Source organism: Stenotrophomonas sp. X (genome assembly GCF_055721025.1).
On record NZ_CM146756.1, the window covers coordinates 2,554,840 to 2,570,088 of the forward strand.

A 15,249-nucleotide genomic window follows, 5' to 3' on the forward strand; every position below is an offset into this window, starting at 1 on the left:
GGGGCTGGGATGCCGGCGCGGGCGCGCGATGGTGGGCGCGCCCTGCCGCGTGTTGCGACGGTCAGCGGTAGTGGCGGGCGGCGCGCTGCATGACGATGTCGTCACGCATGCCTTCCAGGGCCATCAGGCGGACCTTGCCGACACCCTGCAGTTCCATGAACCGCTCCGTGTAGAACTCCGGCCCCAGCGCGGTGTCGGCGCGGGATTTGCTGAAGCCGTAGGGCACCACGCCCTTCTCGCCATCCTTGCTACCACCGACATAAAGAACGATTGCCATGTGATGTATTCCTCCAAATTGCTACTGCGTACTGCGCTCGATGAGCGATGCTGCGAGCTCATCAAGGAAGAGCTTACCGCGTCGAACCTGACTGGAACGTCACGAAGGCTAATGACGATCGGTTGCATGCAGATGACTGCGGGATCGCAGCAGAATGCTTACGGATCTTTAACTTCCGGCTAACGAATCGGCGGGGGATTTCCACCAACGGCGCAGCCCCTCGTGGGTGGTTTGGTTGGTCGCGGAAAGCCGGTTTCCTGTGGGCTGGCCAGGAGGGTGGGTAGCGCGGGGACGCCGTGAACCCAACCCGACCGACCAGCGCGAGGGTTTTGCATTTGACAACCAGGCATCACCACCCACGAGGGGCTGCGCCGTTGGCTGGAAACTACGGCCACCAGCCGTGCCCGAACCGGGCAAAATGATCGGCCGCCCGCTCCAACGGGTTGCGCGCACTCACCCCGCCGCACAGCAGGTACACCGGCAGGTACAGCGGCCCCAGCACCATGTACTGGTAAACGTGCGCGCGCTCGTGGTCGTCCAGCCGGATCAGCGGCTCCACGCCCCACCCCGCCTGATGCGCATAGGTCCGGCAGCAGATGCCGAGGTCATGGCCGGTATGCAGGATCACGTTGCCCAGGGTGATCGCACCGCCCGGCCCCCACGGCCAGTGATCGAACACCACGGCGCAGTCCCGCGCGCTCCAGCGCAGCGTCGCGCCGCCGAGCATGCCGGCCAGGCCGCCGATCAGGCCGATCAGTGTGTTGGGCAGCGTCCATGCGGCGCCCAGCATCTGCAGCGCGCGCAGCCAGGGCGGCCAGGATCGAGCGGCGGTGTTCAATCCGCCTCGTTCGGAATCAGCAGCCACAGGATCAGGTAGATCAGAATGCCGGGGAAGGCGGCCGAGCCGATCGATACCAGCACGAACACGATCCGCACCAGGGTGGGGTTCCAGCCGAAGCGATGGGCAATGCCGCCCATCACGCCGGCAATCATGCGGTCGTTCAATGAACGCGACAGCGTCTTGGGCGTGGTGTTCACGGCGGTGTCTCCTCGGCTTGCGGGCAGAATCAGTCGAGCACGCCGCGACTCTACACCGCCTCCATGTCTACGGCGTGCGGAGACGCAGCGCCTGCAGGCGCGCACCGAACCAGGCGGCCGCGGTCTGCTCAGGCTGCCCCGGGCACTGGATGCGGTAAGGCTTGCCGCTCATGCTGCTCTGGCTGGCGGCGCGCTCGATGAACTGCTCGGCGCTGTCCACCATGTCCTTCTTCAGCAGGTAGTCATACTTGCGCTGCAGATGGGCGCGCGCATCGCTGCCGTCGTACCAGCTGCCATTGCGCTGGAACCGGCACTGCGAGCCGTCCAGGCTGGAGATCAGCTGGGCTATCTCCCGGCGTGCATCGGCACTGGGTGCGGCGTGGGCAAGTGGTGCTGCCAGTAGTGCCGCAAGAATCAACAAAGTCCGGTACCTCATCAACCCCCCAAGTCAATCGAGCATGGCTTGAATCTACAGGTCGCGTGCCTTCAACCAGCCATCAATCGTGGCCGGCACTTCGCGCTGGGCGCGGCCGGACACGTAGATACCAATATGGCCACCGCGGAAACTGGACTCGGTGTAGTCGTCCGTGCCCAGGCGCCCACGCATCGCGCGCGAGGCGTCCGGCGGTACCAGATGGTCCTGCTCGGCATAGATGTTCAGCACCGGCAAGGTCACCTGCAACAGATCCACCGCTTCCTCGCCGATCCGCACCGTGCCGTTCACCAGCCCGTTGCCCTGGTAGAACTGCTTGATGAAATCGCGGAACGCCTCGCCCGCCAGGTCCGGTGAATCGAAGATCCACTTCTCCATGCGCAGGAAGTCCTCAAGCGCCGCCTTGTCATCGAGGATGTCGAGCAGGCCGACGTACTTCTGCACGTTCAGGCGGAATGGCTTGAGCATCAGGTAACTGGCGTTCATCAGGTCGGCCGGGATGTTGCCCAGCGTGTCGACCAGCAGGTCCACGTCCACCTGCCGCGCCCAATGCGAGAGCATGTTGTCGGCCGTCTGGAAGTCGACCGGGGTGACCATGGTGATCAGCTTGCCCAGCTTCTGCCGGCGCAGCGCGGCGTAGCAGAGTGCGAACACGCCGCCCTGGCAGATACCCAGCAGGTCCACCGGGCCACCACTGCGCACGCGCAGGGCATCCACTGCACCATCGATATAGCGCAGCAGGTAGTCCTCCAGCGTCTGGAAGCGCTCCGAGCGATCCGGGTAGCCCCAGTCCAGCACGTACACATCCTGCCCGAGCGCCAACAGCTTCTGCACCAGAGAGCGGTCGGCCTGCAGGTCGACCATGTACGGCCGGTTGACCAGCGCGTAGACGATCAGCAGCGGCGTGCGCCGGGTCGGCGCCTGTTCGCCGACGAAGCGGTAGAGCACCACCTTGCCGTCGCGCCACACTTCCTCGCGGGCGGTCACGCCGTAGTCAACGTCTTCCACCTGCGGCAGCAGCTTCAGCCCTTCCATCAGCTTGCGCTGCATCGCCAGGGTTTCCTGCATCAGGTCATCGGCGTTGAAGCCCAGCGGTCCCTTCATCGGTCACGTGCCCGTGCGGAAGTGCGAGGTGCGGCCTTCTTTGCAGGCGCCTTTTTCGCAGTCGCCTTCTTTGCCGGCGCAGCCTTCTTTGCGGCATTGCGGGCGGCTGGCTTCACCTTCGCCGGCGTCGGCTGCGCCACCGGATCGACCGCAGCGGTTCCAGCCAGCACCGCCACTTGTGCCTGCAGCCGGCGCAGGCTGCGCTCCAGCTCGGCGATGCGGCGGTGTGCGGCATCCATCTCGCTGCGGGTCGGCAGTCCGATACGTTCACTCATCTGTTCCACCTCGCGCTGCAGGCCGGCGCGCAGACGCATCTGCGCGTTGCCCAGCGAGGCGTACACCTGCTGGAACGGTTCGGACATGGCGACCTTGGCGTAGGCCTCCTCGGCCACTTCGATCCACAGGTCGAACATCGCGCGGGCGCTGGTCAGCTGGCTGCCCGGCTGTTCGTGCTCGGCCAGGCGCTGCTCGAACAGCGCAAATGCCTCGTCCAATGCCCGCTTGATCTGGTCGACATAGGCGCGCGAATGCTGCTGGTACTCTTCCTGCGCACGCAGCAGGGCCTGCCAGCGCGCCTGGTGCTCGCGGCCGGGGCCGAATGCCGGGCTCTGCAGCCACGGGCCCGCCTGCAGCTGGAACTGCTGCAGCCATGCGGCGAATTCAGGTACTGCGGCACCGGCGTGGGTGCTGCCGCGGGCGCCCTGCAGCATCCATTGCAGCATGCCGTCGCCCTGCCCCTGCACCGCCTCGCGCCAGGCCTGGGCCACGTCGGCACTGCTGGCGTCGCGGCCGGCAAACCGAGCGGCGACCTCCTGCATGGTGCCGTACCAGCTGCCCGCCTGTTCGCGGAACCGGCGCACGGCATCTTCCGGCGCGCCGGGCGCCTGTTCGGGCAGCAGCTGGCCCCACCAGTCGAACAGCCGCTGCCAGCTGCCCGGGTCGTCGCCCGCCGGTGCGCCGGGCGTGCCCGCGTGACGCAGGGCATCGCCCCAGGCGCCGAAGTACTGCCGGGCCAGGGTCTCGAAATCGCTGCTGCCGGCGTCGTGGGCCGAGCTGGTCATCGCAGGCCTCCGCAGGGCTGGCTCATGGCTTGGGGATACGCAGGGTCTTGCTGATCATCAGCGACCCGGACAGGGCGAACAACAGCACCATCGGGTGCAGCTGCCACGGTCCGATCTGCCACTGGCCGAACCAGATGTTCTGGCCGATGGCATCGGTGCCGGCGGCGATCGCCAGCACGATCACCAGCACCAGGCTGGTCGGGATCGGGGTGCCCTCGAAATACGTGACCTTGCCCTCGTCGCCGGTCATTGCCTCGGCAGTGACGTTGTAGCGTGCCAGGCGGCTGACGCCGCAGCAGACGAAGTAGCTCAGCACCAGCCAGTCCCAGCCACCCTGCATGCCGCAGGCATAGGCCAGCGCCGCTGGGGCCACCCCGAAGGAGATCACGTCGGACAGCGAGTCCAGCTCGCGGCCCAGGGTGGAGCTGGACTTGCGCCAGCGCGCGATACGCCCATCAAGGGCGTCGAAGATGAAGGCCAACGGGATCAGCGCCATGCCGAACAGCAGGTAGCCGCGCTCGCCATCCTGCAGGAAGCGCATCGCGGCGAAGACCGCACCGGTGCCGCAGAAAGCATTGGCCAGGGTGAACCAGTCGGCCAGCTGGAATTCGCGCAGCATCGAGAAGTGACGTTTCATGGGGACTCACGGAGCATCAAGACCCACAGGTTACCGCGAGCGCCGTCGCTGGTGACAGCGCTGACGGGGCCCACCCTTCACCGCCCCCTCACCCGCCCTCACCGGCGGTGAATTTTTCGCCACCCATCTTGACAGCCTAGGGGGGTGGCGCCTGTCGCGGCTTATCCACAAAGTTGCCCACGCGTAATCCACACCCCCTGTGGACAACCAGATCTCACCGACTGCGACGGTGGACATTTCCTCATCACCCTGACGCGGGGTTTCCCTACTTCCCAAGCCGCGAGGTCGGCGCTATGGTCACCGGCGGGCCCGCCGCCGCCACGTCCGATTCCTGGTGACGGGCGATGATGATGCCGGATGCTTCCACCCTGGCCGCGCAGCTGCGAAGGCCCCGCCGCAGCGCTGCACTGGCGGTCAACACCCTGTGCTTGTACTTCCGCCTGCTGCTGGCGCAGCGGCGCTGAAGTGGTAGAGCCGGCCGCTGGCCGGCTGCACCCGCCATTCCGGAGTGCCGGCCAGCGGCCGGCAACTACCCAGCCTGCACCCGCCGCCAACGCGCGAAACACAACACCTGCATCACCAGCATCGCCAGCAACCCCAGCGGCCACGCCCACCACACGCCGGCCAGCCCGTGCTGCGCCTGCATCCACATCGCCAGCGGCAGCTCCACCAACACTACCGCTGCCATGCCCAGCAACGCTGGCAACCCTACCGTGCCGCTGCCGCGCATCACCCCGACGAGCACCGCACTGACTCCCATCGCCAGCACGCCCCACACCACAGTCCGCAGCTGCAACGCAGCCAGCTCGCGCACGTCGGCCGCCGCCAGGATCAGCCCGGTCAGCCCGGGCGCCAGCGCCACAACCAGCACCACCACCACGCTCAGCGTCGCCAGCCCCACCAGCACACCCGTCCGGGCGATGGCCGGCAGCCGTGCCGTACGCCCGGCGCCCGTCGCATGCGCCGCGAGGATGGTGGCGGTGATCCCCAACGACATTGCCGGCAACTGCACCCAGCTCATCAACTGGTTGACCGCACCGTAGGCGGCCGTGGCCGTGTAGCCATAGCGGTTGATCCAGCCCAGCAACACGATTTCGGCGACGGCCAGGCTGAGCATCTGCAGCGAGGAGGGTATGCCGATGCGCAGCATCGATCGGATGATCGCGCCATCGAAACGAATGGCATGCAACAACTCAGGTCGCGGTGCCAGGGGATGTCCTGTCCGATGCCAACGCAACAGCAGCCAGCCCAGGGCCAACAGCGAGGCAAACGCCGCCGACACCGCCGCACTGGCCGATCCCAGCCGCGGCAGGCCGGCCCAGCCCAGAATCAGCAGCGGCGTACACAGCAGGCCCACCGCCGTGGCCAGCAGCAGCGCATGCAGCGGCGTCTTCGCATCGCCTACTGCACGGCTCACGGCAGTGGCCAGCCACAGGAGGAAGAACGCCGGCGCCGCCAGCAGCAGCACGCGCGCGTAGACGATGGACTCACCGAGGATCGGTGCCGGTGTACCCAGTGACATCAGAAGCTGTGGTGCGAAACCGCTCCCCAGAGCCATCACCAGCACCGACAGCACAAGGATCAGCGCCACCGCACTGCCAACCACCGCGCGCACCTGCTGCGGCCGACCCGCGCCCCAGGCCTGCCCGATCAGCACCATCGCGCCGGTCGCCAGACCCATCACCAGGGCCAGCAGCAGGAAGAAGACCGGGAAGAACGCAGCGGCCACGGCCACCGCCTGGGTCCCGAGCAGATGGCCAAGGTAGATGTTGTCCAGCGTGCCTGCGGCCAGCTGCAGCGCATTGGTCAGCAGCATCGGCAGCAGCAGGGTCAGGTAGGTGCGCCACAGAGGCGGCGCGACCAGGGGCGTGGGATGTACAGGGGAGTTCATGGGGTTCTCTGGGCAAGGCGCTGCCCTGCCCGGCGTTTCCACCAGCAAAGCAAGCACAGGGGACCGGGCCGTGGCCCGCGATCAGGTGGCGCCGCCGTTCAACGACGGCGCGATGGTTCAGCCGTCGGCGCTGTCGAACGCCAGGCGCAGGGCGTGGTCGCGCACATCCCTGGGCCAGGAATGCAGCACCGCTTCCAGGCCCGTACGGTCGTGCGCGAACAGCACGCGGATGGCCTCCTCGAAGCCCGGCAGGTCACCGGCGATGGTCTGCATGAAGTGATAGGCGCGCTCGGCATCGCGACACCGGCGGTCCTTGTCCGCACCGGCGCGGCTGGCCGCCTCCACCAGTTTTCGCAGTGCCACCGAGGCCCCGCCCGGCTGCTCTGCCAGCCATGCCCAGTGGCGCGGCAGCAACGTCACTTCACGGGCGACCACGCCCAGCTTGGGGCGGCCACGGCCACGCGGGATCGCCGCAGCGTCTTCGGCAGTGACCTCGGCATCCGTCTCCACGACAGGAAACGCTGCGCTTACCCGCGCCAGCAGTTCCTCGTCACTGCCGCGCGTATCGAAATCGCGGGTGCGGCCCGTGGCGTTGTCGAACACCAGCAACGGCCCGGCCGCGTTGCTGGCGCGCAGTTGCTTGAGGGCAAGCGCAGCCACTTCCGGGGTGCCGGAAGCGACCAGGCGATGGCCGTCGAAACAACTGAAAGGAGGAAGACGGGACGCAGGCATGGCAAGGGCATCAGAGGCGATGCACAAATATTGCCCGGGTAATTTGTTGACGTCAATATTGCCTGGGTATTAATTATTCGCAAAAAGCGTGCCAGCCTCGGGTGGGCACCTCCCCGATTCGCCGGGTCACAGCCGGCTATAGGACCAACTGACCATGCGCCCGTCCTTGTACGGCATCACGCCGTGGAACGGGCGCGGGTCGGCGTCGAACACCAGCGGCAGGAAGTTGCGGTCGCCTTCCCACATCGGCAGCGTGTCCAGCTTGTCCAGATCCACCCACTCCAGCGTGCCTTCGTGGTTGCCGCCGTGCGGGGTGCCTTCGAAGCTGTCGATGACGAACACGAAGCCCAGCCAGTCTTCGCCGTGCTTGCCGAAACCGGGCCAGCTGAGAGTGCCGCGCAGGCGCATGCCGGTGCAGTCGATGCCGGCTTCCTCGGCAATCTCGCGGCGCATGCTGGCCGCCACGTCCTCGTCCGCTTCGATCTTGCCACCCAGGCCGTTGTACTTGCCGAGGTGATGGTCACCGGGGCGCGTATTGCGATGGATCATCAGCACCTGGCGACGATCGGGCGACAGCACATAGCCCAGGGTGGCGACGATCGGGGTGTACGGCATGGGGCGGCATCCAGCGGCAGGTCAGCCCTGGATTATGGCCGATCAGCGCACCAGCGACAGGCGGCGCTCGGCAGGCGCACCGACGCCATCGGGGTCACGGCGCAGCGTGGCGACGCCGTGGCCGCGCTCGGCCAGGTATTCCAGCCACTTGCCGAGGAAGGTATTCATCCGCATCCGGTGGCTGATCAATTCCGCCGGTGGCGGGTACAGGCCCATGGTGTCCTGCCAGCGGCGGCCGACGTAGCAATGGGTGGTCTCGGCCTGGCGCGCGTCACGGTACAGGCGAACATAGGCCGAAGGATCCGGCTCGCCGGTGACCGGGTCGGCGATGTCGTAGGTGAGCCGCAGTTCCACCGTATAGCGGTGGCACTCGATCACGTCCAGGCGGACATCCAGGCCGTCGCCGATCGAGGAAATGTAGCTGCCCGCCGCCAGTCCCGCCGGTTCGAACAGGCGCACCAGATGGCGGTAGTTTTCCGCGTACAGGCCCATGAGCCAGCTCAGCCGGCTCAGGCGGGGAATGCGTTCGGTACGGGGCAAGGCTCGGGCCATGGGTCGATCCTACACGTTGGTGCTTCAACGTGGGGGCGCCTCGAGCCACAGCCAACCCGACGACGACGATCCCCTGCAGGGCCGAGCCCACGCTCGGCTGCGCTTCGGCCAGAATCCGGTGGCCCAGCCGAGCGTGGGCTCGGCTCCACGGGCGCAGCCAGGTGCGCCGGAAAGGATCAATACAGCTCGCGCTGCAGCCCCAATGTGGCCAGCACCTTGCTGGAAATCTCCTCGATCGAGGTGTGGGTGGTGCTCAGGGTCGGGATCCGCTCCATGCGGAACATGGTCTCGGCCGCGGCCACCTCGCGCTTGCAGGTGTCCAGGTTGGCGTAGCGCGAGTTCGGGCGGCGCTCCTGGCGGATCTGCTGCAGGCGGTCCGGATCGATGGTCAACCCGAACAGCTTGCGCCGGTAGTTGCGCAGGCGCGGCGGCAGGCGATCACTTTCCAGGTCCTCGTCGGTCAACGGGTAGTTGGCCGCGCGCACCCCGTAATGCAGGGCCAGGTAGATGCAGGTGGGCGTCTTGCCAGCGCGCGACACCGCTACCAGGATCACGTCGGCATCGTCGTAGTTCACCGCGATACCGTCATCGTGGGTCAGGGCGAAGTTCATCGCGTTGATGCGCCGGTGGTAGGTGTCGAAATCGACCATGCCGTGGGCCTGGCCGACCCGGGCCAGGCGCGGGCTGGCCAGTTCGCGCTCCAGCGGCTCGATGAACGGCGCGAACACATCCAGCATCAGGGCACCGCTGTCGGCCAGGATCAGGCTCAGGCTCTGGTCCACGCAGGAGTTCACCACGATCGGCCGGACCTGGTACCGCTCCCCCGCCGCCTGGATCCGGGCGCAGGCTTCACGCGCTTTTTCAGGGTCGTCGACAAACGACATCCGATCGGTAATGAAGCTGAACCCGGAGAACTGGGTCAGCAGGCTATGCCCAATGGTTTCAGCGGTGATACCGGTTCCATCGGAAACGTAGAACACCGGACGGATGGTCGACATGCGCGCTTTTACCCCCTACGAAGCCTAAAAAGGCCGCCAGCACAAGCTTGTGCCGACGGTGCTCTGCCCGGCATCATATCGGCTTCTTCCTACGGACGCGGCCACTCAGCCCGCCTCGGGCGATGGCCAAACGGAGCATCGCGCTTGAACGAGAACATCCTGTGGTTGCACGAACTGCGTCTGGCCGATCTGGCCCGCGTAGGCGGCAAGAATTCGTCCCTGGGCGAGATGATCGGCAACCTGGCCGGTCTGGGCGTTTCGGTGCCGGGCGGTTATGCCACCACCGCTGAAGCCTTCAAGGACTTCATCGCGCACAACGATCTGTCCAAGCGCATCTTCGACAGGCTGGCCACGCTGGACGTCGAGGACGTCAACGCGCTGACCGCCGCCGGCAAGGAAATCCGCGGCTGGGTAATCGACGCCCCGCTGCAGCCGCAGCTGGACCAGGACATCCGCACCGCCTACTCCAAGCTGAGCGCCGAGAATGGCGGCGGTGACGTGGCCGTGGCCGTGCGTTCGTCGGCCACCGCCGAGGATCTGCCGGATGCCTCCTTCGCCGGCCAGCAGGAAACCTTCCTCAACGTGACCGGTGCCGACGACGTCGTGCACAAGGTCAAGGAAGTGTTCGCCTCGCTGTACAACGACCGCGCCATCGCCTACCGCGTGCACCACGGCTTCAAGCATGAGGACGTGTTCCTGTCCGCCGGCGTGCAGCTGATGGTGCGTTCGGGCGTCGGCTCCTCCGGCGTGCTGTTCACCCTGGACACCGAGTCCGGCTTCCGCGACGTGGTGTTCGTGACCTCCTCGTTCGGCCTGGGCGAGATGGTCGTGCAGGGCGCGGTCAATCCGGACGAATACTACGTCTACAAGCCCACCCTGCAGGCCGGCAAGCCGGCGATCCTGCGCCGCTCGCTCGGCAGCAAGGCGATCCGCATGGTGTATTCGGATGTCCCCGGTGAGCGCGTCCGTATCGAAGACACGCCGGCCGAACTGCGCAGCACCTTCTCGATCAGCGACGAGGACGTGCAGGAACTGGCCAAGCAGGCGCTGGTCATCGAAAAGCACTACGGCCGCCCGATGGACATCGAGTGGGCCAAGGACGGTGTCAGCGGCAAGCTGTTCATCGTGCAGGCGCGCCCGGAAACGGTGAAGTCGCGCAGCCACGCCACCCAGATCGAGCGCTTCGCGCTGACCGAGAAGGGCGGCAAGGTGCTGGCCGAGGGCCGTGCCGTCGGCGCCAAGATCGGTTCGGGCGTGGCCCGCGTGGTGAAGACGCTGGACGACATGAACCGCGTGCAGCCGGGCGACGTGCTGATCGCCGACATGACCGATCCGGATTGGGAACCGGTGATGAAGCGCGCCTCGGCCATCGTCACCAACCGCGGTGGCCGCACCTGCCACGCCGCGATCATCGCGCGCGAGCTGGGCGTGCCGGCCGTGGTCGGTTCGGGCAACGCGACCCAGGTCATCGAAGATGGCCAGCTGGTCACCGTCAGCTGCGCCGAAGGCGATACCGGCTTCATCTACGAAGGCAAGCTCGGCTTTGAACGCACCACCACCGATCTGGGCAACATGCCGCCGGCGCCGCTGAAGATCATGATGAACGTGGCCAACCCGGAACGTGCCTTCGACTTCGGCCAGCTGCCGAACGCCGGCATCGGCCTGGCCCGCCTGGAAATGATCATCGCCAGCCACATCGGCATCCATCCGAATGCGCTGCTGGAATACGACCGCCAGGACGCCGCGACCAAAAAGAAGATCGACGAGAAGATCGCCGGCTATGGTGATCCGGTCAGCTTCTACGTCGACCGCCTGGCCGAAGGCATCGCCACCCTCACCGCCTCGGTTGCACCGAGCCCGGTGATCGTGCGCCTGTCGGACTTCAAGTCCAACGAGTACGCCAACCTGATCGGCGGCAGCAACTACGAGCCGCACGAAGAGAACCCGATGATCGGCTTCCGCGGCGCCAGCCGTTATGTCGACCCGAGCTTCTCGGCCGCCTTCGCGCTGGAGTGCAAGGCCGTGCTGCGCGTGCGCAACGAAATGGGCCTGGACAACCTGTGGGTCATGATTCCGTTCGTGCGCACCCTGGAAGAAGGCCGCAAGGTCATCGAGGTGCTGGAACAGAACGGCCTGAAGCAGGGCGAGAACGGCCTGAAGATCATCATGATGTGCGAAGTGCCGTCCAACGCACTGCTCGCCGATGAATTCCTGGAGATCTTCGACGGCTTCTCGATCGGCTCCAACGACCTGACCCAGCTCAGCCTGGGCCTGGACCGCGACTCGTCGATCGTCGCGCACCTGTTCGACGAACGTAACCCGGCGGTGAAGAAGCTGCTGTCGATGGCGATCAAGTCGGCACGTGCCAAGGGCAAGTACGTCGGCATCTGCGGCCAGGGCCCGTCCGATCACCCGGATCTGGCCGAATGGCTGATGCAGGAAGGCATCGAGTCGGTGTCGCTGAACCCGGATACCGTGGTTGATACCTGGCTGCGCCTGGCCAAGCTGAAGGCCAACGGCTGATGCCGTGATGGGCTGACGTTGCTTTCATCGACGTCCGCCCATACTGCTGCTGCACGCAAGCCCCGCCTCTGCGGGGCTTGCTGTTTCTGGCGTCCACGCACGCCCTGCCCCACGCAGACATCGCTACGCAGCAAAGGACTTCCGCATGATCGCCGCCGCACCTCCCGCCCCCGCCGCAACGCCCTGGTTCCACTCGCTCAACTGGGAGCGCCTGCTGGAAACCTACGGTGTGCCGTTACTGGCCGCCATCGTGGTGCTGCTGGTGGGCCTGTGGGTGGCGCGTCGCCTGTCCAACGCGATGCCGCGCGCCACAGCGCGCATGGGCGTGGACCCGATGCTGGGCAGTTTCCTGCGCAACGTGGTGTACGCCGCGTCGCTGGTGATCGTGGTGGTGCTGGCCATCGGCACGTTGGGCGTGCAGATCACGCCGCTGCTGGCCGTGCTCGGCACCGCCGGCCTGGCCGTTGGCCTTGCCCTGAAGGATTCGCTGTCCAACATCGCCTCGGGCGTGATGCTGGTGACACTGCGGCCGTTCCGCGTCGGCGACGTGGTCACCGTTGCCGGACAGACAGGCACGGTGCGCGAAGTGCGCATTTTCCAGACCGTCATCACCGGTGCCGACAACCAGCACACCACCATTCCGAACACACTGATCACCGCCGCACCGATCATCAACCTGACCGCCGAGCCGACCCGCCGCGTCGAACTGGTGATCGGCATCGGCTACGAGGACAGCATCCAGCTGGCACGCGACACCGCGCTGGCGCTGATGAAGGCGGACCCGCGCGTGCTGCAGACGCCGGCACCGGACGTGGTGGTGTACGAGTTGGGTGCGCACGCGATCAACCTCGGCATCCGCTGCTACGTGAAGTCGGCCGACTGGTTCGGCACCAAGGTCACGCTGCTGGAGCAGCTCAAGCTGGGCTTCGACAAGGCCGGCATCAACATCCCGTACCCGCAGCAGGACATGCACCTGTACCTGCATGGAAAGGATGGCGGTGTGGTCGAGGCGGACGCGCTGGTGCGCGACAAGCCCTGATCCATGCCGGTAGTGCCGACCAACGGTCGGCACCCACCCATCGGCGATACGACATTGAAATGCCGGCCAGCGGCCGGCACTACCCTGCCCCGCGCATCCCGGTAGTGCCGGCCGCTGGCCGGCAGCCTTCAGGATCAGGCCGCGACGCTCTCTTCCAGCGCCGGGTAATCGGTGAAGCCAACCGCCCCACCGCCAAAGAATGTCGCACGATCCGGCGGATTCAGTTCCGCCCCCAGGCGCAGGCGCTCAGGCAGATCCGGGTTGGCGATGAACGGGCGACCGAAGCCGATCAGGTCGGCCCAGCCTTCGGCCAGTGCCTGCTCGGCACGCTCGGCGGTGTACTTGCCGGCATAGATCAGCGTACCCCGGTAGACCATGCGCAGCGCCTGCTTGAACGCCACCGGCATCAGCGGTGCGTCGTCCCAGTCTGCCTCGGCGATGTGCAGGTAACCGACGCCGAGCTCGCCCAGCAGATGCGCGGCGGCCAGATAGGTCGCCTGCGGCGTATCGTCGACCGCGCCCTGCAAGGTGGTCAGTGGCGCCAGGCGCACGCCGACGCGGTCACCACCGACCACCGCAACCACCGCCTGCACCACCTCGCGCAGGAACCGCAGGCGGTTCTGCAACGCGCCGCCATAGCCGTCGGTGCGCTGGTTGGCCTGCGAGTCGATGAACTGGTTGATCAGGTAGCCATTGGCACCGTGCAACTCCACGCCATCGAAGCCTGCGTCCAGCGCGTTGCGTGCCGCCTCGGCGTAGTCGGCGACGATGCCCGGAATCTCGTCTTCGCGCAGCGCGCGCGGCATCGAATGCTGGATCATTTCGCCCACCCCGGTTTCGGGACCTGCCCCGGTCGGGTCGACGAACACCTTCACGCCTTCCGCCAACAACGCCGACGACGACACCGGCGCGGCGCCGCCCGGCTGCAGCGCCACGTGCGAGACCCGGCCGACATGCCACAGCTGGGCGTAGATGCGACCGCCGGCAGCGTGCACGGCATCGGTCACCCGGCGCCAGCCCTTCACCTGGTCCGGGCTATGGATGCCCGGGGTCCAGGCATAGCCCTGGCCCTGAGGGCTGATCTGGGTGCCTTCGCTGACGATCAGGCCGGCGCTGGCACGCTGCGCGTAATACGTGGCCATTTCGGCAGTGGGCACGTTGCCGGCCGACGAGCGCGAGCGGGTCATCGGCGGCATCACGATGCGGTTGGGCAGCGTCAGTGCGCCCAGATGATGAGGAGTGAACAACATGGCGGCGATCTCTTGCGGGAGGAGTGCCGCCAAGAATGGGCATGGCCCCCGCCAGGCAACAGGCACGCACTGGCAAAACAGTTGTTCCCCCACGGCAAGGATCACCCGGTACGAGGGCTCATCCACGCATGGCGTGGATCTACTCCACCCTTGGCTCGATCTTTACAGCACCGTGTGCCACGCGGTCATAGCAGGTGCGCACCACATCTTCCCCGTACTTCAACTCCAGCCGGCGCACGATGAAGTGACCACGCGCCATGTCCTGGTAGTAGTCGGTGAACATGGTGTTCAGCGTTGCACCCGCGGCGGCACCAACGATCGGCACCGCCTGCGCGGCGAACTTCTCGGTAACGACCACGCCAAAGCGCGCCGCCACCTTCTCCACCATCTTCGCCAGCAGCTTGCCGGCTTCCTTCGGCGCCACGCCCAGAGTCAGGTCGCGGCCGGTCACCACCCGCCCGGCCAGCTCGGCCGACAGGTGGCGCACCACATCGGTGGTGAAGCCGCGGGCCAGGTAATAGCCCGTCTCGCTGGCGTCATCACGCGGCGAGTTGCCGCCCAGCGCGAACACCTCCAGGCACGCCTGGCGGGTGCTGAACTCGGACAGGTCAAACCCCTCGCTGCGGGCGACGTCGGCCACCGCACGCATCATGATCGTGGTCGACACCGGCAACTCGATGAGCAAGGCGGCAAAGCCGAAGGCGCCGCCGACCGCACCGGAGGTGGCTGCCGCCAATTTGTGCCAGCGGGTCGACGCTCCCTTGCCGGGCGAGTTGTCCATGCTCCACAGGGCTGCCTGCGCCGACTTGGACAGCGCCGCCTGCACCGCACCGTGGATGCGGTTGGAGACCGAGCTGGGCAGCGCCTTCACCGCGAACTCCAGCGGCGTACCGACCAGGTTGGCCATGCGCGCGGTCAGGGTCGGCGCTTCGAGCAGAGCGACGGCCCGCTGCAGGTCGGACCAGTCGCGGGCGTCATGGGCGATGTCGCGGGGGAGCAGGATGGGCTCGTTCATGGCGCCGATCTTAGCGCCCGGAAGTTGAACGGTTCGTCGCGGGTCACGCCAGAAGGGGCGGATCCGGCGCCTTGCTGGCCAGCG

16 protein-coding genes are annotated in these 15,249 nt (G+C 66.8%); 2 read left to right on the plus strand and 14 right to left on the minus strand.

Annotated elements, in window-relative coordinates; genetic code table 11:
- Positions 1 to 61: 61 nt before the first annotated feature.
- The 12 genes from ACZ75I_RS11825 to ppsR all read right to left on the minus strand — a co-directional run bounded on the left by ACZ75I_RS11825 (position 62) and on the right by ppsR (position 9,338).
- Positions 62 to 277, minus strand: a complete 216-nt coding sequence (locus ACZ75I_RS11825; RefSeq protein ID WP_005417149.1) for a hypothetical protein — start codon at positions 275 to 277, stop codon at positions 62 to 64.
- 385 nt (positions 278 to 662) lie between these two features.
- A complete protein-coding gene (locus ACZ75I_RS11830; protein WP_472959059.1) occupies positions 663 to 1,067 on the minus strand; it encodes a hypothetical protein in 405 nt (134 codons plus the stop codon).
- 44 nt (positions 1,068 to 1,111) lie between these two features.
- The gene (locus ACZ75I_RS11835; RefSeq protein ID WP_194430536.1) at positions 1,112 to 1,270 is read right to left on the minus strand and encodes a PspC domain-containing protein; all 159 of its coding nucleotides are present in this window, start codon (positions 1,268 to 1,270) and stop codon (positions 1,112 to 1,114) included.
- Positions 1,271 to 1,382: 112 nt separating this feature from the next.
- Entirely contained in the window at positions 1,383 to 1,751 is a 369-nt protein-coding gene (locus ACZ75I_RS11840) for a YfeK family protein (protein ID WP_180871188.1), read from the minus strand.
- Positions 1,752 to 1,784: 33 nt separating this feature from the next.
- Positions 1,785 to 2,852: a class III poly(R)-hydroxyalkanoic acid synthase subunit PhaC gene (gene phaC / locus ACZ75I_RS11845; RefSeq protein WP_154351030.1), complete on the minus strand. Its 1,068-nt coding sequence runs from the start codon at positions 2,850 to 2,852 to the stop codon at positions 1,785 to 1,787.
- Positions 2,849 to 3,913 (minus strand): class III poly(R)-hydroxyalkanoic acid synthase subunit PhaE, encoded by a 1,065-nt coding sequence (phaE, locus tag ACZ75I_RS11850; protein ID WP_180871186.1) that lies wholly within the window; start codon positions 3,911 to 3,913, stop codon positions 2,849 to 2,851. The genes phaC and phaE overlap by 4 nt, the downstream gene beginning before the upstream one ends.
- A 22-nt stretch (positions 3,914 to 3,935) precedes the next feature.
- On the minus strand, positions 3,936 to 4,550 hold the full coding sequence (locus tag ACZ75I_RS11855; RefSeq protein WP_019660264.1) for a CDP-alcohol phosphatidyltransferase family protein: 615 nt from the start codon (positions 4,548 to 4,550) through the stop codon (positions 3,936 to 3,938).
- Between the two features lie 529 nt (positions 4,551 to 5,079).
- On the minus strand, positions 5,080 to 6,441 hold the full coding sequence (locus ACZ75I_RS11860; RefSeq protein WP_472957935.1) for an MATE family efflux transporter: 1,362 nt from the start codon (positions 6,439 to 6,441) through the stop codon (positions 5,080 to 5,082).
- Positions 6,442 to 6,558: 117 nt separating this feature from the next.
- Positions 6,559 to 7,173, minus strand: coding sequence for a DUF2239 family protein (locus ACZ75I_RS11865; protein WP_472957936.1), 615 nt, complete (start codon positions 7,171 to 7,173; stop codon positions 6,559 to 6,561).
- A gap of 126 nt (positions 7,174 to 7,299) precedes the next feature.
- Positions 7,300 to 7,788: an NUDIX hydrolase gene (locus ACZ75I_RS11870; protein WP_005417168.1), complete on the minus strand. Its 489-nt coding sequence runs from the start codon at positions 7,786 to 7,788 to the stop codon at positions 7,300 to 7,302.
- A 42-nt stretch (positions 7,789 to 7,830) separates the two neighbouring features.
- Complete coding sequence (locus tag ACZ75I_RS11875) at positions 7,831 to 8,340, minus strand: DUF1249 domain-containing protein (protein ID WP_180871179.1); 510 nt, start codon at positions 8,338 to 8,340, stop codon at positions 7,831 to 7,833.
- Between the two features lie 176 nt (positions 8,341 to 8,516).
- Entirely contained in the window at positions 8,517 to 9,338 is an 822-nt protein-coding gene (ppsR, locus tag ACZ75I_RS11880; protein ID WP_005417170.1) for a posphoenolpyruvate synthetase regulatory kinase/phosphorylase PpsR, read from the minus strand.
- A 144-nt stretch (positions 9,339 to 9,482) separates the two neighbouring features.
- Here ppsR and ppsA point away from each other — a divergent pair, with 144 nt between their 5' ends.
- Both ppsA and ACZ75I_RS11890 read left to right on the plus strand, forming a co-directional pair.
- A complete protein-coding gene (ppsA, locus tag ACZ75I_RS11885) occupies positions 9,483 to 11,861 on the plus strand; it encodes a phosphoenolpyruvate synthase (protein WP_180871177.1) in 2,379 nt (792 codons plus the stop codon).
- Between the two features lie 145 nt (positions 11,862 to 12,006).
- Positions 12,007 to 12,900 carry a mechanosensitive ion channel family protein gene (locus tag ACZ75I_RS11890; RefSeq protein WP_180871175.1) on the plus strand — a complete coding sequence of 298 codons (894 nt, stop codon included), beginning with the start codon at positions 12,007 to 12,009 and terminating at the stop codon, positions 12,898 to 12,900.
- Positions 12,901 to 13,034: 134 nt separating this feature from the next.
- Here the strand turns inward: ACZ75I_RS11890 and ACZ75I_RS11895 are convergent, their stop codons facing one another.
- Complete coding sequence (locus tag ACZ75I_RS11895) at positions 13,035 to 14,150, minus strand: alkene reductase (protein WP_180870713.1); 1,116 nt, start codon at positions 14,148 to 14,150, stop codon at positions 13,035 to 13,037.
- Between the two features lie 139 nt (positions 14,151 to 14,289).
- Positions 14,290 to 15,165, minus strand: coding sequence for an EcsC family protein (locus ACZ75I_RS11900; RefSeq protein WP_472957939.1), 876 nt, complete (start codon positions 15,163 to 15,165; stop codon positions 14,290 to 14,292).
- Positions 15,166 to 15,249 lie beyond the last annotated feature (84 nt).